Below are 19,191 nucleotides of genomic sequence, written 5' to 3'. Positions count from 1 at the left end.
CTTGTTTTACAGATGCAAAGTTAGATCAACAACAAAATCAATCAAATGTTTGATTTTTGGAAAAAGATGTTCAAATGTAAGATTTTAATTTTCGAACTGATGCCTGTACTGTGTAGGACTTACCTCCAGATGCTTCTTAAAAAAGTGAGAAAATGAGTATTGATCACTGAATCCGAGAATAGAAGAAATCTCTGAAACCGGTTTATTGGAAGAGTTTAGGAGCACTTTCGCCTCGTTGATCACAATTAAGGCGATGATCTGGCTTGCAGACTTTCCTGTGATCGTCTTTACTACAGAAGAAAGATGTCTGGTTGTAATTGACTGCCGTTCGGCATAAAACTCAACGGTTCTTTCGGTAAGATGATGCTCTGCGAGGTCGGTAAGAAATACGAATACAATCTCTTCCTGTCTGGACATCTGGTTCATAGAGCTGTTATCTTCCTTGGAAATAATTCCCGCCATCTGATAGCAGAAAACGGAGAAAAGGTGCTCCACCATTTCCTTTTTATAAAGCATTTCGGTATCAGAATCCAGAATATATTTCAGAAAATTGACACTTTTCCATACGACCTCCATTTCGTCCTCAGGAAAAGGAACTCCTTTATTCATCTGCTGTCTGAAATAGCGATATGTAATCAGGCGGTTAAATTTTAATGATAAAGCGGAAATAAATTCTCTTTTGTAAGAAACCATCCTCGACTGAAAATCATCAGTTACTCCCACCACTTCGTAAATGGTTTGCGGATCGGTTACCATAAACATATTGGCAGAAACCTCCAGATCACTGAAGTGCTGGCGAAGTTTTATAGTTCCTGATTTAATAAAAATAAAAGCAGGATTTTCGGGACGAAATGGTTTACCCACAGCTATTCGCTCGAAAATATTATGTTCGGTAAAAATATCAACGCCAAATTTTTCCAGGGCAGACATAAGACAAATGTAAGCAATCTTACCAGTGATTACAAAATTTTATTATTTTAGCAGGAATCCAATTTCCCTTCAGCATGAGAAAGGTTGATCTATTATTTGCCGAATACAGTAAAAGCCATAGAAACGCGACTAACAAGTTCATTCACTGGATTTGTGTGCCCTTAATTTTCTGGACGATTCTGGGGTTCGTCTCCCTGATTCCCTCCCCTCATTTTTGTGCTTCCTATCTCGGATGTGCCAGTATCATAAGCCTTATTGTGATTATTCTGATCACTCTGTTCTATGTAAGACTTTCTTTATTGATCGCTATTATAATGATCGTGATCATGCTTATGATGGAACATTTCATCTATCTGACCAATATTAGTTTCGGAAAACAATCATGGATGGTTTACCTTTCTGTATTTATCATCACATGGATTTTTCAGTTTATAGGCCATAAAATTGAAGGAAAAAAGCCTACTTTCCTTAAGGATCTGCAGTTTCTTCTGATAGGACCCATATGGCTGTTAGGCTTTGTTCTTAAAAAAGCAGGAATCAGATATTAATCTTCCAGCGCATAAACAGCAAAACTGGCCAGCCAGTGATCTCCACCGTAATTTCCCTGGAAAAGCAGCGGCAATCCGTTATTTAGAAATACATCTGCTGTTTTCCTGAAATCTTTTTTCAGAGGATGATTGGCAGGAAGTGCATTGGAAATTCCTTTCATACACCATGCTTTGGAAAAAGATAATCCTACAAGGTGAACGGTCTGATAATCGCTCAGATCACTCACTACCGGAATTTTTTCAACATTTTCAAGACTTCTTTTTTCGTAGAAAGCATTCAGCCACTGTACAAATTCTTTTTGAGGAAGAACTCTTCTCATCAGATCTGCAATTTCAAGACTTGGCGAAAAGAAATCAGATCCATCCGGTTCCAGATAAGCAGGCGTTTTCTGATCTTTTAAGAAAAAGTATTTTGCTTTTTCCATCAGCTGATTTTCAAACTCCTTATCTTTATTGGCTCTTGCCCAATCGATAGCAAAAGACATGGCAAATGCCGTATTAGGATGAACTCCTGTTCTGTTGGGGTAGGTTTGCTTCGGAAGATAGGTTTTCCAGGACTTCAGGATCTGATCTGTAAGCGGTTTCAGGTTTTGATGCCATATTGTAGCTTTCGGATGGTCCCAGTTGGTCAGTTCTTCATCCAGCTTTAAGATCCACGCCCAGCCATAGGTTCTTTCAAAAGTTCCCGTCAGCTGATATTTTGTAAAATAATCTGCTTCTGCTTGCAGTTTCTCTTTCTGAAATGATTCGTCAAGAATTTTTTCAATGTCTTTGGTATTAGAGAGATTGGGTTTTGTTTTCAAAAGCCTTGTCAGCATCCAATGTCCATGAACAGAGCTATGCCAGTCGAAACATCCGTAGAAACTGGGGTGAAGATCTTTTGGAGTTAAAGGAACTTCGCCTGCATTATTGATGATGTGGGCCGTTTTATTCGGATATTCCTGGTTGATACAGTGAAGAGGTTTGTCGGATAATTTCATCGCCATATCGTCTGTAAGTTTAGGAGCTTCCTGGGCATACATAAGAAATGGAGAAAACACAAATGCTAAAAGACTTTTTTTCATGAATTAAAAATAGAAATAATTTATCAGTCTCAGCAATTTTCAGATCAATTTTAGAGCTATTTATTGATTTTGTATTAACATTCTTTCATTTTAAATTTTCATTCATTTTACAAATGTTCATTTTTGAGCACACTTTTTGATCATATCCATAAAAAACTAACTAACCATGAAAAAAATTATTTTCCTATTATCATGTCTTATCCTGATCAATTGCAGCAAATCAGGTGCAGAAAAACAGGAAGTGAAAGCCGACCTGATGGAAGTTCTAACCGAAGATAAAGCCCCTTCTCCTGCAGCGGTACCTCCACCTCCACCACTTTCTGTCTCCGAAAAGTTAGTATCTGATGAAAATGTTACAAACAAAGAAACTTATATCCCTAAGAAAACAGATACGATCACTAAAAAAATCATCAAAAACGGAGATATGAAGATTCAGGTGGGTGATATCAAAAAAACACAGAATCAGGTCTATGAGATCATCAAGAAAAACAATGCTTACATCCAGAAAGAAGAGTTTCAAAATACGGATATGGATGATAATCTAAGTCTGATTATCCGCGTGCCTCATAAAAATTTTGATGCCCTGATCCATTCATTTTCGGATGGTGTAGGAACTGTTTTGTCTAAAAATATTTCATCTAATGATGTAACAGAAGAATATACCGATATAGCCATAAAGCTGGCCAATAAAAAGATATATCTGGAAAATACCGTGACCTGCTTAAAAAGGCAGCTACCACAAAAGATATGCTTGAAATTCAGGAAAACATACGCGATCTGGAAGATGAGATTGATGTGGCAGAAGGTAGCCTTCGTTTTATTGATGACCGTGTGAATTACAGCACTCTGAATATAAATTTATATAAAGAAAAAGTGAGAAGTTCAGCAACCTCAAAAATAGGTTTTGGAAGCCGGTTGGTAGATTCGGTAACGGAAGGCTGGAACAGTTTTGTAAGCTTTATGCTCGGAATCATTTCCATGTGGCCGTTCTTTTTGCTTATTCCTGTTATTATTTTTATTTGGAGAAAGTGGAAATCAAAGAAAAAAGATTAAAATTAACTTATTAAAAATCCGGGCATCTTTGATGCCCGGATTTTCACTGCATTATCAACATCTTATTCCGTTTCCAGTGTTTGTTTAAAATCAATAACAATGCAATAGTCTTGTTAACGGCTGTTAAATATTTTTGAAAAAAGAAATTGTCTCCTATGTTTGCAAAGTCAAACTATTTGCATTTTGCCATTCTGACGAAGGAAGAATCTTATTCACAATTTGTAATATGAGATTCTTCACTATATTTCATTTCATTCAGAATGACACTTTTGAGACCACCTTTTTGTTTATTCTTTTTACTATTTTCTGATGGTTTTGGTCATATTTCTTCCATCTTTATACTGGATCTTTATAAAATAGATTCCAGGCTGAAGACGGCTGATATTCATATTTTCTTTTCCCGGGTTCATAAAGCTAATGATCTGAATTCCCTGAGGAGTAATGACATCTGCTCTGCTTATTTTAGCATAAAGGCTTTCCGGTGCAAAATTGATCAAATGCTCAGATACTATGATTGAAAAATCATTTTCTTTACTGGCAAGAACTGATGTTTTACAACCCTGCCCTTCACTGCAGTCGCTTACAAGTTTCCAGACAGCATTACTTCCCGGCGCTTCTCCCGGATTCGCGTACCATTTGTTTTCCCAGATTTTACAGGCATTGAATACTTTTGTTCCTGCTGTTGAATACGTTTTTGCCGGATTATATTCCTGTGCACCACAATACGCAACCGGACCGCCTGATTCACAGCCAGGACCTTCTGTGCATACACTTACTTCCTCCCACACCATATTCGCTCCCGGAAGTTCTCCCGGATTTGCATACCATTTATTTTTCCATATTTTACAGGAGTAAAAAACTTTCGTTCCGGCTGTAGGATAAGCATTGGCAGCATTATACTGCTCTGCTCCGCAATAGGATTGGCCATTCCCTGGTAAAACTTTTTTTGTTCTGACTTTTAATTCATTACCCGCATCCGAAAGCTGATCGTTCATTGCAACAGATCTTACGGTATAGGTATATTCTGTGTCTTGTGATAATCCTGTCCGTAAAAAGCTTGTTTGCACAGTCTCTCCTACTTTGATTCCGTTTTCAAAGACCTGATAATTTTTAATTCCCTGTGTATGAGTGGATGCCATCCACATTAGGGAAACGGAGTTTTCGGTAACTCCCATTGAATGAAGGTTTGAGGGTGCTGTAGGTTTTTCAGGAATACCTTCACTGTTTGTCTTTACATTGAGTGGTGAACTTTTCGGTGAAGTAAGTCCGGAAGAGCCTTTTGCCTGTATTTCATATATATAAACTGTATTGGCAGTTAAACCTGTATCCTGAAAAGTAGGTGTACTTACCTGCTGAATATTTTGTCCGTTGCGGAAAACGTTATAGGACACTGCATCTGATTGTGCATTCCAGCTTATTTTAGCCGAAGAGCTTGTTACTCCTACTTGTGTTAATCCTGTAGGAGTAGCGGGTGCAGAAACTCCTGTTCCGGAGGTTACGTTCACATCAATTACATTATAGAATGCATTGGTGGTATCTGCTACATCCCAGACCGCTAAAATAATATGGTAGCCTGTACGGTTTGCAGGAACGGTAATCTGATGAGAAACATTGTCCTGTGGTGGTGTTCCATTATGCGTAACTGTACCTATAAGTTCAAGATCCTGACGGGAAAGCGGCTGATTGGGATTCCAGCCCTGCTTTGTCATATAATAATGCCATTTCGCTGTCGCATGATACGCCGAGTATTTCCAGATAAAGGCATTCACACCCGTGGAGATATTTGTTTTCTTCCATCTGTCGGCAGTCTGGATATCCAGTGTGGTGTCTCCTCCTATACTTCCATTAGCGGAGGCAATCTTTCCGTCGGCAGGGCCCAACGCAGGAAACCCTTTCGGAGCTTCCAAAGATCCCGGTTCATTAATGACAGATCCATAGATTCCAAAAGCTGCAGAATAACCGAGTGTGGCCTTGTCCAGGCTTCCCTGATATCCTCTTGAGGCAGGACTCAGTACATATCCGTGTGCGGACAGATGAATTAAAGATGGTACCAGCATAGCCAGCATCAGCAATACCGGAAAAAAAATTTTACGTGTCATCATATTTTAATATTTTGGTGTTGATTGGTTTGATCGCTTTTAAGCAAAACTGAATTTAAATGATCTGTAATTCAATAAATGCAAACGAAATTAACTTACATCATTAAAAATGATTAAATTATAATATGTATAATAAAAATTAAACGAAATAGAAAAATTATAATCAATATTATTTATTTTATTAAAAAATACAAATCCATAATGCATTATATCTAGATATAAAATTAGAAATTTTTATATTATAAAACCATATAAACTCCATGATATTTATCACTAATTATTGAAATATCATTATTTAAAACTCCTATTGAATAGCTGAAAGGGAGAGAAAATAGAAGTTTAGAAAGCATATTTACAACATTCAAACCTCATTTTAAATAAAACAAAGGCTGCGATCAATAATCACAGCCTTTTTCTAGTCTTCTAAAAAATGCCTATCTATTATAAGCTATAAGAGCAGATTCTACTTCCCAAGTACAAATACTGCGGGAATTTTATGAAGTTCCGGCTTTTGTTTCTGCCAGTCTTTTATGGTTTTTGTTTTGATAAACTCATGTTCCGGATCGTTGATATTGGCAGCGATACAAAGTTTTGTATTGGGTGACAAAAACTTACATAAATCCTCCAACAGCTGGTTATTTCTGTATGGTGTTTCCATGAAAATCTGCGAATATCCGGTTTTTTGAACAAGGCTTTCAAGGTTCATGATCTGTTTCTTTTTCTCCCCTTTATCAATAGGAAGATAGCCGTGAAAAGTAAATTCCTGCCCGTTGAATCCACTTGAGATCAAGGCAAGGATAATGGATGAAGGCCCTGAAATGGGAATCACTCTGATATTTTTCTCATGACACCATTTCACCATCAGATTTCCCGGGTCTGCAATACATGGCAACCCTGCTTCTGACAGCAGTCCGAAGTCCTGCCCTTTCAGCATCATCTCCTGAGCTTCCTTGATATCTGCGCTTTCCGTGTATTTATCCAACAAAAACAATTTCAGATCAGCCTGCTTTTTTTCCGGAGCAAAAAATTTAACGACCTTTCGGGCAGTTTTTTCATTTTCTACAAAGAAATAATCGGTCTGCATGATATAATCCTTCAGAACAGGTGAAAAATGGTTGATAGAAGTGTTTTCTGATAAATAAGCAGGGAGTAAAAAAAGCATTGTATTATTTTTAGTTCTTTCGTTGAGTGATGTTTAGGGAAATATTTTACATTTTCATGTTTATTATTTTGACAGCTGGCTTTTGATAGCTTCACATCCTTTATCCAAAAGTTGGAAAACCGCTTCAAAATCTTGCATATCTCCCCAATAAGGATCCGGAACCTCAGTATTTTTGTGATCTCCCAGTACTTCTAAAAACAAAGATACTTTCTGACGTTCTTCTTCATTTTTGGTTTTAGAAACAACATCATCCAACACATCAATATCCATACAGTAGATCTTATCAAAGGTTTCAAAATCTTTCCTGGTGATAGGTCTTGATTTTTGCTGCGATATATCTATATCATGATTAGCGGCAGTTTTAACAGCTCTTTTGTCCGGATGCTCACCTTCGTGCAAGGAAATGGTTCCGGCTGAATCTACCATATAATCCTCCGGCAGTTTTGCTTTCATAATTCCTTCTGCCAATGGGCTTCTGCATATATTCCCCAGACAAACCATTAATATTTTCATGTTCCGTTTTATTTAAAAAGAGTCTTTTGTTATAACAAAACTAAATAAAAAATGAAGAATACAACTATCCTTCATTTTAATTTATGTAAACTCACCCTTACTTATTGTTTGATTCTTTCAGTAAGATCTTTTACGTATTTCTTGATTTCTTTATCAATTTTCGAAACGTCTTTGATGGTATCACAAGCATACATTACTGTTGAGTGATCTTTTCCTCCCATTTCTTCACCGATTTTAGTAAATGTAGAATTGGTGAATTCTTTGGAGAAGTACATGGCAAGCTGTCTTGGTAATGCGATCTCTCTTTTTCTTGTTTTTGAAAGCAGCTGCTCTTTTTTGATTCCAAAATAATCACAAACCACTTCCTGAATGTAAGGAATATTGATCACCTTTTTCTGGTTAGCCGCAATTCTGTTGATGGTTTCCTTAAGCAACTCAAGACTAAGATCTCTCTTGTATACAGTAGAGTAAGCGATCACAGAGTTAATAACCCCGATAAGCTCTCTTACATTGGTTTTCGTTTCAACAGCAAGGAAGTCAAGCATATCATCGGGAAGAACGATTCCATCCCTACTTAGCTTATCCTCGATAATTTGTCTTCTTGTGGATAAATCAGGAGATTTTATTTCTGCAGAAAGTCCCCATTTGAAACGGGAAACAATTCTGTCCTGAATATCCATAATATCTGCAGGCGCTTTATCTGAGGTAAGGATAATCTGTTTTCCATTCTGATGCAGGTGATCAAAAATATGGAAGAAACTATCCTGAGTAGCAGATTTTCCAGACAGGAACTGAATATCATCAATAATCAGCACATCTACCATTTGATAGAAGTTCGCAAATTCAGTCTGTTTATGAGCTTTAGCAGCAGAGATAAACTGCTGGATAAATTTTTCAGAAGACAGATAAAGAACTACTTTATCTGGAAACTGATTTTTTACTTCAAGTCCAACAGCCTGTCCAAGGTGGGTTTTTCCAACTCCGTAACCTCCATATAAGAATAATGGGTTAAAAGCTGTTGCTCCAGGTCTTTTTGCAATGGATCTGGCTACAGTGGCTGCAAATTTATTGCTTTCTCCTTCCACATAACTATCAAATGAATAGTCAGGCTTCAGGTTAGAATCTATATTTACTTTTCTAATTCCAGGAACTACAAACGGATTTACAATATTAGCAGAGAATCCTTGTGGCATAGTTTCCTGTGTTTTTGGAGTAGGAACGCTTTGTCCTTTGATGTTCATGGTAACAGGTTTTTCTTCACCTTTTGGTCTGTTTTCCATCACAGAATACCATAATTTCACTCCTTTTCCAATATTTTTCTTCAGGGCAGCAGAAAGTAAGGACAGGTAATTGTCCTCTATATATTCCTTGTAAAAATCGCTCGGCACGATCAACGTAAGGTTGTTGGCCACCAGTGAAAGCGGCTGAACCTTATCGAATAGCATATCGAAAGATTTTTCAAGTTTTTTAAGGTCAGAATTGTCTTCAGCAGCGTTCAGGTTATCGCGCATAAACTGAAGGCATTTCTGCCATATCATCATTAAATTGTCATCCATTTTTTAAGCCCCGATTATTCTTTGTTTGTACTGTGTTTAGAAGGAAGACAAAGGTCCAATATTTTCTTTTCAAAAAAAAATATTGCAGGTATTGATTATTTAAAAATATATTTGTATGTATAATTTAACATCTAAAATGATACACACAACACACTCAATACGAGTACGTTACGCAGAGACAGACCCGATGAAATATGTATACTATGGCAATTACGCAACGTACTTCGAAGTAGCGAGAGTTGAGCTCTTCAGAAGCATAGGAATTTCATACGATGAAATTGAAAACCAAGGAATTTGGCTGCCTGTTTCGGACTACAAAATTAAATATATCCGACCTGCTTTGTACGATCAAAAATTAGAAATTCATACTTATGTAAAAAAAATTCCTGGGGTGAAATTTGAATTTGAATATGAAATTTACAATGAAGAACATATTAAAATCACTGAAGCTTCCACTACTCTATTCTTCTTAGATGCAAAAACCAACAAAATCATCAAGTGTCCGGATTTTCTGATGGAACTGATTGAGAAGAACTGGAAAGAAAAGTAGCAGGCTTTAGAGATTCGAGGGTTTAAAGTTCTGGATAAGCCACATCGCGTATCCCAGTAAACTTTAGACATACTTTGAACCTTATTTATGAATTAATTCGCACCTTTGTACCTTTATTTTAACCTCCTTTATATAATATATTATGAAGATTGCATTTTTGGGACCTCATGCCAGTTTTACCCAGCTTGCTGCAGCACAGCTTTTCCCTGATGACGAAATATTACCACAGGCCAGCATTCTGGATTGTTTTAATGCTGTTGAAAACGGAGAAGCAGTAAAGGCCGTTGTACCTTTGGAAAACTCTATTGAAGGAACCGTCTCTATGACGCTGGATTATTTATATAAAACTCCGTCTATTAAGATAGAAGCAGAAGCCGTAATGCCTATTGCCCATCACCTGATGATTCATCCGGAAAATTCTGTTGAGCATATGGAAAGAATATATTCTCACCCACAGGCTCTCGCACAGAGTTTTCATTTTCTGGACACTCATTATAAAGAAATTCCAAAACAGGACTTTTCCTCCACGGCAGCGGCGGCAAAATTTGTTTCTGAGAATCCCGAAACTCCAATTGCGGCAGTAGCCAATCAGTTTGCAGCCAATTTATATGGTTTGAAAATCATAAACCGAAATATTCAGGATTTTGAACAGAACCATACCCGATTTATTATCATTTCTAAGGAGCAGAATAAATACCAAAATGAAAAATTGGAAACACTGGGTGAAAAATCAGGAATGCTGATTACTCTTCCGGAAGATCATCCCGGTGGATTACATCAGGTTTTATCAGTTTTTGCATGGAGAAAGATGAATCTCAGTAAGATTGAATCCAGAACATTAAAAACAGGACTGGGAAATTACTTCTTCTTCATCAATGTTCAAGGGCCATGGAAAAAAGTCTTACATGAAAACGCCTTAAAAGAACTTGAATCTATCAATGCCAATGTAGATTTCCTTGGAAACTATAAGGAATTTCTTCTTGAAAGCTAGAAAAAATCCATAAATCCATAAATCCATAAATCCATAAAAAGCACTGCCTTAACAGCAGTGTTTTTTCATTCATACTAAACAAAAGAAATAAAATTCAAAAAACTTTTATAATAAATTATTTCACAAACAGTACATTCTGTCTGACTAAAAAAAATAACCCACACAACAGAGAGAATTATATTTTGTTAAAACACTGACAAACAGTTAATTATTTAGAAAACAAATATAATAAGTCGTAATCAAATTATACAGAAATATTAATCAAAATATAAACATATGTTTAAAAATATTGCACTATATTAATGTAAAAATTACAAATATCACAACATTGAGTGTAATTTTTATTGTATATTTGCTTAGCAACTAATTTAAAAATCTTGATCATGAAAACTAACCTTTACAGCTTAATGTTAGCATGTGCAGCGTTACCATTATTCTCACAGGTGGGTATCAATACAGCCAACCCATCTGCAACTCTAGATGTTAATGGAACTATGAAAGTTCGTGATATCCCAGCCGCCACAGCACTACCCGGATATCAGATTTTAGCTGTTAACCAGGGAACCACTCAGGTATTCTCAATAGATCCACCCATGTTAATTGCAGCTGCAGGAATCAACACGTCCGTATATTCTGCAAAAAAAACAACAGGTATAACGCTTTTGAATCTAGGAGTTTTACCTTCTGATTTTCAACCTGTAAGCTTTGTACAAACTGATAGAACTATAGGAAGTGCTGCTTTGTTTACCAATGCTGACGGTTCTTATAATATTCCATCCACTGGAGTATATGCTGTCGGGTTCGCATTCAGATATGGAACAGGATTACAAGCTTCTTTATTATCAGGAGCTCCTGGTATCGCAATTGCAAGAACCAGATCTGGAATAACAACTCTTATAGACACACGTCCGTTCAGCGGTGTTAATCTTGCATTAGCAGTTAACTTAACACTTTCCGATTCCAGTATTAATTCTTTGTATTCATTTCAAGCAGGTGACAAAGTATCTTTTGGACTTGTAGATTCCGGTGTTATTACTGCAGGATTATTAGGATCCAGTATCGCATCCTTCTACATTTATAAAGTATCAAACTAGTAAAACATATTGTTAGTTATCTATACCATTTAGCCCATCGTTTATACCACGATGGGTTAATTTTTTAAATAGCATACAAAACATTTCTTTATATTTGATAAAACTAATGAAATGAATGAATTTGTTGCGGTCATCATCTTTATAATTATCTTCATTATTTTCAATAATCTGAATACCAAAATCAGAAAATTGGAGAAGGAGATTTCAGATCTTAATCATAAAATCAACAATATCCCTCCGGCTCAGACTGAAGCAATCGCTAAGAAAACTTCAACGGAAGAGACATTTATCCCACAACAAGGAAAGCCTCAACAGGTTCATTATGAAAACATAAAACACGGTGAAGAAAGTGAAAAACTTCCAACAACAGGTCAAAAAGACCGGCTCACTCCTGTTTTTGATTTTTTAAAACAAAATGCACTTACCATTATTGGTATTTTCACACTTGTTCTCGGAATCGGTTATTTTGTAAAATATGCTATTGATAAAAACTGGATTGGTGAAGCAGCAAGAGCAGGAATTGGTTTTTGTACCGGGGCAGGAATTATCATAACCGGCCATTTTCTCAGAAAAAATTACCAGGCCTTTTCTTCCATCATTACAGGAGGCGGTGTTGCTGTTCTGTATTTCACAGCCACCATTGCCTTCCGTGAATACCATCTGTTTACCCAGAATACGGCATTTATCATCACGGCACTGATTACCGCAGCCTCTATCATTCTATCCTATTATTATAAAAGTGAAGTACTGATTATCTTTTCGCTCATAGGAGGTTTTGCAGCTCCTCTCATGATAAGCACAGGACAAAGTAACTATCTTTTCCTTTTTATTTATATTACTCTTTTAAATACGGGAATGCTGGCAGCCTCTTTTCTGCAGCACCGGAAAAGCGTGGGATGGACAGCTTATATCTTTACCACAGGTTATCTTCTATCCTGGACTCATGAAAGCCCTGAACTTTTAAGCATTACTTTTTATCTGATCAGTTATGCGATTTTCTACATTTTTGCCCTGCATGACTATTTCAAAAGAAATATACTTTCCCCCTCAGATATTTTAATACTTGCTCTCGCCAATTTTTCAAGTATTCTGGGGCTGCTTTATATTTTTGATACATTAAAATACGAACCTCCTATTATTTTCCCTCTTATCTTTACTGCTGTCAACTCTGTTCTGCTGTTTAGAGAATATAAACGGAAAGATTCCGGAGTTGCCTATTCTGTATTCGCAGGGCTTGTTACCAGTCTTATTACAATTGCAGTTGCTATTCAGTTTAAAACCCACCTCATTACCAGCATTTGGGCAATAGAAACTACTCTGCTTCTTTTTATCTGGAAAAAAACTAGTCAGAAGATTTTCAAAATTTTCTTTTACATCCTGTTTCCATTAGTGATGATCGCCCAGCTTGTAACCTGGACTGATTATTTTGGAACAAAAGACCTCAATATCATATTTAATCCTCCGTTTATCACCAGTTCGTTTACCATTGTTTCCATAATAATTAATTTGTATTTATTAAGGAACTTCTCCAAAGAGTCCAATGGAAAAGACAGTAACTTTTTTGAAGATCTTATTACGGTAATTAGCTATGGGGTTATCTACATTACTTTTCTTCTTGAGATTACGTATCATGTTTCAGAAATGCCCTGGTCAGCCGTTACCAGCACAGGACTTTTATTCAGTATTTATTATATTTTTGTTTTATTGCTTTTCAGAAAACTACTGAACATCAGAAACGACATCCAAAATATACTGATGTATCTGTTTTTTTTCCTGATTGTAATAAACACCTCTGTTTCTACGCTTCCCGTTGTGACGGCTATCTTAACAAAGACACTCCATTTAAGTTTTTATTTTCTTCATCTGCTTCAATGGATTCCTTTTATATATGTATGGTACAGGATTATTCCTTCTTCAGCATTCCACAAACAACAGGTTTCTTACTGGATGCTATCTTTAGCACTCATTATCTCTGTAAGTTGCGAACTTCATCATGCTTATATTTTAATGACCTCCAATGACCTTCCTCATTCTTACAAAGCAAGTGAACATTTCAATATTCTTTATCTTCCTATTATATGGACAATTCTTGCCAGCATCTTTATTTATACCGGCTTGAAAAAGAATATTCAGGAATATAACAAGATTGGCTTTGCATTGGTAGGCCTGATGGTATTAAAACTTTATGGTTACGATGTGTGGCAGATGGATAATATTTCAAGAATCAGCGCCTTTATTGTTCTCGGAATTATTTTATTACTAAGCTCTTTCACTTTTCAGCGCCTGAAAAACATGATCAGAAATATGGTGGATAAAAAAGATAAAAAGGAAGAAAGCAAAGACTAACAATCAGGGTAAAAGTTTTTATTCCTAAATAATATTTAAAACAATTCAATATTTTATTCAAATTTTATAAAAAATAACTATATTTATCACGTTTTTAACAGTTACATATTCCGATTATGAAAAAATTACTCTATTCTTTTTTACTCCTGTCCTCTGCTACTCTATTGGCCCAGCAAAAAAATCCTGCTGTGAAATTCGCAGTGGCAGATAACGCCATTGGTACAGTAGAATTATTCAATACAAAAAAGAACGCATTACAGGTTTTAAAAGTATACAATACTCCCTCAAGCTTTCCCCAAAGTTTAAAAAAATATGGTTCTGTTTTTACAAAAGGAGTTACCGAATATAAGTTCAAAAACGGAGAAAATATACTGGACAGAATGCCATTATCGTCCATCAATGCACAATACAATATTCCGGCAGACAATCCGGTATTTATTGAAGGATATGAATTTACGGATACCAACACTATGATCTATCCTGAAATCAAAAAAAGGACAGAAACAAAAGATTACAACGGTAAGAAAACATTATTTATTTATACTACCGAATAATTGAATACTATAAAAAAGGATGCTAAAAACAGCATCCTTTTTATTTTAATATTTATTGTTCCATTTTTTCTTGAGTTCCTCATAGATTTTCTTCTCCGTAGCATTATTTCCCGGTTCGTACAGCTTGACATTTCTTATTTCTTCCGGAAGAAAATCCTGTTCTACAAAGTTTCCTTCGTAGGAATGGGCATATTTATATTCTTTTCCATAATCCAGATCTTTCATTAGTTTAGTAGGCGCATTTCTCAAATGAAGCGGCACTGGCAGATTTCCTGTCTGTTTTACCAAAGCTAAAGCTTCATTGATAGCCATATATGCAGAATTACTTTTAGGTGAAACCGCAAGATACACCGCTGTTTCACTTAATATAATCCTTGCTTCAGGATTCCCGATTACATTAATCGCCTGAAAACAGTTGTTGGCAACCACCAAAGCATTGGGATTAGCCAAACCCACATCTTCAGCTGCCAAAATAAGCATTCTCCTTGCAATAAACTTAATATCTTCTCCTCCGGCAATCATTCTGGCCAGCCAATACACCGCTCCGTTCGGATCACCTCCACGCATAGATTTGATAAAGGCTGAAATGATATCATAATGCTGCTCTCCGTTCTTATCATAAAGAGCCATTGTCTCCTGAAGAACTTCCAGTACATCAGAATTAATAATTTCCGTTGTACCCGAATTTTTATATTGATTCAAAACCAGTTCTACAGAATTGATCAGTTTTCTGGCGTCACCACCTGAATATTGAATAAAAGCTTCTTTTTCAAGGATTTTAAAATCCGTTCCTTCATCTTTATTGTATCTTTCCGAAGCGATATCAATTAATTCCTCCAGCTTTTCATAGCTCAAAGCCTTTAAAATATAAACCTGACTTCTTGATAGGAGTGCCGAGACCACCTCAAAACTTGGATTCTCGGTAGTTGCTCCAATCAAAACAATCCATCCTTTCTCTACTGCATGTAATAATGAATCCTGCTGCGACTTATTAAACCGGTGAATCTCATCAATAAATAAGATAGGTGACTTCCCAGAGAACAGATTCTGTTTTTTGGCATCTTCAATTACATCCCTTACGTCTTTTACCCCGGAAGAAACTGCCGAAAGTTTATAAAACTTTCTCCCCGACTGTTCTGAGATAATTTCAGCCAGCGTAGTTTTTCCTGTTCCCGGAGGTCCCCATAAAATCAACGAATTCAAGGCATTATTTTCAATCATTTTTCTGATTGTTCCTTTATCGCCGGTAAGGTGTTCCTGCCCCAACACATCATTCAGGGTTTTAGGTCTTAATTTTTCAGCTAATGGAATATTTTGATTCAAAGTAATTCTTTTTTTAAGATCAATGTCCGGATTTCTGATCTCCGAAACTTATAACAAATTTAAACTAATTTTCATTTTTTTACCCTATTTTTGCATTGTTTTGAAACTTACATTCAATAAAATCATTACATTTCCGCTGGTAATTTTGATCAAATTTTACCAATGGTTCATCTCGCCCTTACTTCCTAAAAACTGCCGTTACGAACCTACCTGTTCTCATTATATGATTGAGTCTCTTCAGGTACATGGTGTTTTTAAAGGTTTCTGGCTGGGATTTAAAAGAATTTTAAGATGCCATCCTTGGGGAGGAAGCGGTTATGATCCTGTTCCACCCAAACATAAATGTTAATAATCAAACTATTAAATCAATAGAAAAATGAATACTATCTTTTTCAGAATTTATCTTGTGCTGTTTGCGTTCACAACGCAGCTTCTTTTTGCACAGGAATACCCTGGGGGTTTATCTGACGGAACTTTAGATATCAACGGAAGCAATGTTCCTGTAAAAATCTATTCTACTACAGAGATGGGAGACCTTACGGCTTTTCCGGACAGAGAATCAGATAAGAACCAGTCTTTTGTTGTCATCCTTAATGAATCTAGTTTTGAACCTGCTTATTATAATTATGGAGCTTCCACTTTAGCAAAGTACAAGGATTCAAAATATCAGTTTTTCGATAAAAATTTTAAACTGATTGATACTGGTGTTACCAAAGAAAACATCACCACTTTTAAATATGCAGTAAAATCTGTAAAACCCATCACAGATTCTGATAAAGTAGAACTTAAAACTTCCTTTAAAATATGGGATCCTTCAAAAGGTATTCACATTGGATCATTTACGCTTCACTTTTATAGTTTGATGTTTGTTTTTGCATTTGGTTTCGGGTATGTTTTAATGATGAGAATCTTTAAGATTGATAATGTGAATCAAAAATATCTGGAGCCTCTGTTCACATGGACATTGATCGGGACTATTCTGGGAGCAAGATTAGGACATGTTATCTTTTATCAGCCGGAATTATTTAAAGAAGATTTCTGGAGTGTATTCCTACCGATAAGCACAAAAAACGGTTTTAAATTTACTGGATTTTCGGGACTAGCGAGCCATGGAGCTACCATTGCTTTGATTTTCACTACGCTGTATTATTCATTTAAAATTATTAAGAAAAATCCTTTCTGGGTATATGACAGATTGGGTATTGTAGTCGCTTTAGGAGGAGCATTTGTAAGAATGGGGAACTTTTTCAACTCTGAAATTGTTGGTAAACCAGCTGATCCCAACTCTCCGTTTGCTCTTCTTTTCCCGCAGCAAAGCAGTGAGTATGGTCTTACTGTACCCCGCTATCCAAGCCAGTTATTTGAAGCGGCAGGATATGTTCTTCTCTTCATTTTACTATGGATATTGTACAGAAAAACAGATAAAAAATACCAGCAGGGATGGTTATTCGGTCTGTTTTTCATCATTCTTTGGGCGATCAGGTTCTTTGTTGAGTTCCTTAAAGAGCCGCAGGGAGATGAGTTTATCCAGATTGGCGGTCTGAATACAGGTCAGGTTCTTTCCATTCCTTTTATGATTGCAGGTGTTGTCATCATGATCGTTTCCAAGAAATTTAAGATCACTCAGGCAGAAAACGAGAAACCGGAATAAATGGCTTAAGCTGAAAAAATAAAAGGCAAATTTGTAGAAATACAGATTTGCCTTTTTTATTAGCTGTTTACTTACAGATTTCTCTCTGCTTTCCTGTTCAGTTCTTCAAAAACAGATCCAAAGGCATCAATGACATCAGTGGGCAGCATCGATTCTTTTGAATGTTTTTCTGAAGCAATATCGGCAGCTCTGCCATGCAGCCATACTCCCAGAATACAGGTTTCCTCTTCAGAATATTTCTGAGCCAGAAGAGAAGTAAGAATTCCGGTAAGAATATCTCCGCTTCCTCCTTTCGCAAGACCTGCATTTCCGGTTATATTATAGAATACTTTTCCCTCCGGAGTAACAACCTGGGTATGGTGGTCTTTGAGAACAATATAAAGATCAAGCTCTTTTGTCTTTTTCCTTGCCAGTTCAAGTCTTTTAAAAGAATTGTCTGTATTTCCGAAAAGTCTCTCAAACTCTTTCGGATGAGGGGTTATGATTGATTTCTTGGGAATCAGTTTCAAATTCTTCTGATCTTTTGAAATAATATTCAACGCATCTGCATCCAGAATCAACGGCTGAGAATAGTTTTTCAGAAAACTCAAAAAGCTTTTCTCTGTACCGGAATGAGTTCCTAATCCAGGGCCTGCACCACAGGTAACATCTTTGTCCATCTCAAAATTTGTGATAAAATGCTCCCCTCCTTGTATAAACATGGCTTCAGGACATGAGGTCTGCAAAATATTGTATCCGCATTCCGGAGCGAGTGTAAAGGTAAGCCCTGCCCCTGTTTTCAACGCTGATCGTGTTGCCAGCACTGCTGCTCCTATTTTTCCGTAGCTGCCTCCTATGATGGCTGCCTTACCATAACTGCTTTTATGAGAAAATTCCTGTCTCGGAATGAATATCGAACCAATCAGCTGATCATCAATTACAGAGTAATCAGAAACGGTTGTTTCTGCGTATGTTTTACTTAAATCAATATCCAGCAGTACTACTTTTCCTGTATATTTTCCGGTTTCAGGATGAAGAAAGGTTCTTTTCCAACATTGGAAAGTCAGCGTATAATCAGCTTTCAGAATAACAGAACTATCATCAAATATTCCATCTGCAGACAATCCTGAAGGGATATCGATGGATATTTTACTATTTTTTTTATTATTCAATTGTTCAACAAGCTTTTTATAATCTCCTTCCAATGGTCTGGATAATCCTGTTCCAAAAAGAGCATCTACAATAATTGTTTTCTCATCGAAATTATTGTGTTCACCCGGACTCAATTTTCTGACCGAAATTCCCGACAAATCGCGAAGTCTTTTCAGATTTACAGAAGCATCTTCTGAAAATTTCCTTTTGGAATCACCTACAAATACATCCACATCAAAACCTTTCAGATAAAGTATTCTTGCGACAGCCAGGCCATCACCTCCGTTATTTCCGTTACCACAGAATACAGCCAGTCTCTTATGGTTTTTACAGTGCTCCGAAATCCAATGAGCTGCAGCCATTGAAGCTCTTTCCATTAATTGAATAGAAGAAACAGGCTCATGGGAGATGGTAAACTGATCCCAGCTGCGTATCTGTTCTGCGGTGAAAATTTTCATAGGTAAAACAAACTTTTAAGCAAATTACAAAAGATTTTTTATTATGATATCACGTCATTAATAAAAATAAAAAGTCATCATTAATGAAATAATGTATTGATATAATATTGACATATTCATTAAAAACAGATGATAGAAATTCTGCATAAAATTCAATGTTTTGGGAAC

General features: G+C 36.3%; 16 protein-coding genes and 1 pseudogene. 9 read left to right on the top strand and 8 right to left on the bottom strand.

From position 1 onward, the window contains the following. Positions 1–84 precede the first annotated feature (84 nt). The gene (locus ACODR7_RS00290) at positions 85–930 is read right to left on the bottom strand and encodes a helix-turn-helix domain-containing protein (protein ID WP_488836316.1); all 846 of its coding nucleotides are present in this window, start codon (positions 928–930) and stop codon (positions 85–87) included. Between the two features lie 74 nt (positions 931–1,004). Between ACODR7_RS00290 and ACODR7_RS00285 the strand changes: the two genes are divergently transcribed. Continuing rightward, positions 1,005–1,478, top strand: coding sequence for an Mpo1 family 2-hydroxy fatty acid dioxygenase (locus tag ACODR7_RS00285; protein WP_488836314.1), 474 nt, complete (start codon positions 1,005–1,007; stop codon positions 1,476–1,478). Here the strand turns inward: ACODR7_RS00285 and ACODR7_RS00280 are convergent. After that, complete coding sequence (locus ACODR7_RS00280) at positions 1,475–2,542, bottom strand: DUF2891 domain-containing protein (RefSeq protein ID WP_488836312.1); 1,068 nt, start codon at positions 2,540–2,542, stop codon at positions 1,475–1,477. The genes ACODR7_RS00285 and ACODR7_RS00280 overlap by 4 nt on opposite strands. 166 nt (positions 2,543–2,708) lie before the next feature. Here ACODR7_RS00280 and ACODR7_RS00275 point away from each other — a divergent pair. After that, a pseudogene (locus ACODR7_RS00275) lies at positions 2,709–3,595 on the top strand (DUF4349 domain-containing protein). A 299-nt stretch (positions 3,596–3,894) separates the two neighbouring features. On the opposite strand, the gene ACODR7_RS00270 reads toward ACODR7_RS00275, so the two are convergent. From ACODR7_RS00270 to dnaA, 4 genes are all read right to left on the bottom strand, one after another. Next, complete coding sequence (locus tag ACODR7_RS00270) at positions 3,895–5,697, bottom strand: lytic polysaccharide monooxygenase (RefSeq protein ID WP_488836310.1); 1,803 nt, start codon at positions 5,695–5,697, stop codon at positions 3,895–3,897. Between the two features lie 460 nt (positions 5,698–6,157). Beyond that, a complete protein-coding gene (locus tag ACODR7_RS00265) occupies positions 6,158–6,856 on the bottom strand; it encodes an SAM-dependent methyltransferase (RefSeq protein WP_488836309.1) in 699 nt (232 codons plus the stop codon). A gap of 63 nt (positions 6,857–6,919) precedes the next feature. Next, positions 6,920–7,369: a low molecular weight protein-tyrosine-phosphatase gene (locus tag ACODR7_RS00260; protein ID WP_488836307.1), complete on the bottom strand. Its 450-nt coding sequence runs from the start codon at positions 7,367–7,369 to the stop codon at positions 6,920–6,922. 101 nt (positions 7,370–7,470) lie between these two features. Then, on the bottom strand, positions 7,471–8,925 hold the full coding sequence (gene dnaA / locus ACODR7_RS00255) for a chromosomal replication initiator protein DnaA (protein WP_076594230.1): 1,455 nt from the start codon (positions 8,923–8,925) through the stop codon (positions 7,471–7,473). A 136-nt stretch (positions 8,926–9,061) separates the two neighbouring features. Here dnaA and ACODR7_RS00250 point away from each other — a divergent pair, with 136 nt between their 5' ends. The 5 genes from ACODR7_RS00250 to ACODR7_RS00230 all read left to right on the top strand — a co-directional run bounded on the left by ACODR7_RS00250 (position 9,062) and on the right by ACODR7_RS00230 (position 14,460). Next, positions 9,062–9,475, top strand: a complete 414-nt coding sequence (locus tag ACODR7_RS00250) for an acyl-CoA thioesterase (RefSeq protein WP_488836730.1) — start codon at positions 9,062–9,064, stop codon at positions 9,473–9,475. A gap of 142 nt (positions 9,476–9,617) precedes the next feature. Then, complete coding sequence (gene pheA / locus ACODR7_RS00245; RefSeq protein ID WP_488836305.1) at positions 9,618–10,466, top strand: prephenate dehydratase; 849 nt, start codon at positions 9,618–9,620, stop codon at positions 10,464–10,466. A gap of 383 nt (positions 10,467–10,849) precedes the next feature. Continuing rightward, positions 10,850–11,560 (top strand): hypothetical protein, encoded by a 711-nt coding sequence (locus ACODR7_RS00240; protein WP_488836303.1) that lies wholly within the window; start codon positions 10,850–10,852, stop codon positions 11,558–11,560. Positions 11,561–11,671: 111 nt separating this feature from the next. Next, positions 11,672–13,906 carry a DUF2339 domain-containing protein gene (locus tag ACODR7_RS00235; RefSeq protein WP_488836301.1) on the top strand — a complete coding sequence of 745 codons (2,235 nt, stop codon included), beginning with the start codon at positions 11,672–11,674 and terminating at the stop codon, positions 13,904–13,906. Between the two features lie 116 nt (positions 13,907–14,022). Next, positions 14,023–14,460 carry a hypothetical protein gene (locus ACODR7_RS00230; RefSeq protein ID WP_488836299.1) on the top strand — a complete coding sequence of 146 codons (438 nt, stop codon included), beginning with the start codon at positions 14,023–14,025 and terminating at the stop codon, positions 14,458–14,460. 45 nt (positions 14,461–14,505) lie between these two features. Here ACODR7_RS00230 and ACODR7_RS00225 read toward each other — a convergent pair whose 3' ends face one another. Then, positions 14,506–15,783 (bottom strand): replication-associated recombination protein A, encoded by a 1,278-nt coding sequence (locus ACODR7_RS00225; RefSeq protein ID WP_488836297.1) that lies wholly within the window; start codon positions 15,781–15,783, stop codon positions 14,506–14,508. A 100-nt stretch (positions 15,784–15,883) separates the two neighbouring features. Here ACODR7_RS00225 and yidD point away from each other — a divergent pair, with 100 nt between their 5' ends. Both yidD and lgt read left to right on the top strand, forming a co-directional pair. Then, the gene (yidD, locus tag ACODR7_RS00220) at positions 15,884–16,132 is read left to right on the top strand and encodes a membrane protein insertion efficiency factor YidD (RefSeq protein WP_062670874.1); all 249 of its coding nucleotides are present in this window, start codon (positions 15,884–15,886) and stop codon (positions 16,130–16,132) included. A gap of 453 nt (positions 16,133–16,585) precedes the next feature. Next, positions 16,586–17,434, top strand: a complete 849-nt coding sequence (lgt, locus tag ACODR7_RS00215) for a prolipoprotein diacylglyceryl transferase (protein WP_488836728.1) — start codon at positions 16,586–16,588, stop codon at positions 17,432–17,434. Positions 17,435–17,505: 71 nt separating this feature from the next. Here the strand turns inward: lgt and ACODR7_RS00210 are convergent, their stop codons facing one another. Beyond that, positions 17,506–19,023 carry an NAD(P)H-hydrate dehydratase gene (locus ACODR7_RS00210; RefSeq protein ID WP_488836295.1) on the bottom strand — a complete coding sequence of 506 codons (1,518 nt, stop codon included), beginning with the start codon at positions 19,021–19,023 and terminating at the stop codon, positions 17,506–17,508. Between the last annotated feature and the right edge of the window lie 168 nt (positions 19,024–19,191).

The organism is Chryseobacterium sp. FG46 (assembly GCF_057809135.1).
The sequence above is the reverse complement of the archived record's forward strand: the minus strand, read 5'-3'. Positions and strand labels throughout refer to the sequence as shown.

Bases quoted from the DNA above. Each gene is read 5' to 3' on its own strand.
- ACODR7_RS00290 (WP_488836316.1), bottom strand. From the start codon at position 930: ATGTCTGCCCTGGAAAAATTTGGCGTTGATATTTTTACCGAACATAAT.
- ACODR7_RS00285 (WP_488836314.1), top strand. From the start codon at position 1,005: ATGAGAAAGGTTGATCTATTATTTGCCGAATACAGTAAAAGCCATAGA.
- ACODR7_RS00280 (WP_488836312.1), bottom strand. From the start codon at position 2,542: ATGAAAAAAAGTCTTTTAGCATTTGTGTTTTCTCCATTTCTTATGTAT.
- ACODR7_RS00270 (WP_488836310.1), bottom strand. From the start codon at position 5,697: ATGATGACACGTAAAATTTTTTTTCCGGTATTGCTGATGCTGGCTATG.
- ACODR7_RS00265 (WP_488836309.1), bottom strand. From the start codon at position 6,856: ATGCTTTTTTTACTCCCTGCTTATTTATCAGAAAACACTTCTATCAAC.
- ACODR7_RS00260 (WP_488836307.1), bottom strand. From the start codon at position 7,369: ATGAAAATATTAATGGTTTGTCTGGGGAATATATGCAGAAGCCCATTG.
- dnaA (WP_076594230.1), bottom strand. From the start codon at position 8,925: ATGGATGACAATTTAATGATGATATGGCAGAAATGCCTTCAGTTTATG.
- ACODR7_RS00250 (WP_488836730.1), top strand. From the start codon at position 9,062: ATGATACACACAACACACTCAATACGAGTACGTTACGCAGAGACAGAC.
- pheA (WP_488836305.1), top strand. From the start codon at position 9,618: ATGAAGATTGCATTTTTGGGACCTCATGCCAGTTTTACCCAGCTTGCT.
- ACODR7_RS00240 (WP_488836303.1), top strand. From the start codon at position 10,850: ATGAAAACTAACCTTTACAGCTTAATGTTAGCATGTGCAGCGTTACCA.
- ACODR7_RS00235 (WP_488836301.1), top strand. From the start codon at position 11,672: ATGAATGAATTTGTTGCGGTCATCATCTTTATAATTATCTTCATTATT.
- ACODR7_RS00230 (WP_488836299.1), top strand. From the start codon at position 14,023: ATGAAAAAATTACTCTATTCTTTTTTACTCCTGTCCTCTGCTACTCTA.
- ACODR7_RS00210 (WP_488836295.1), bottom strand. From the start codon at position 19,023: ATGAAAATTTTCACCGCAGAACAGATACGCAGCTGGGATCAGTTTACC.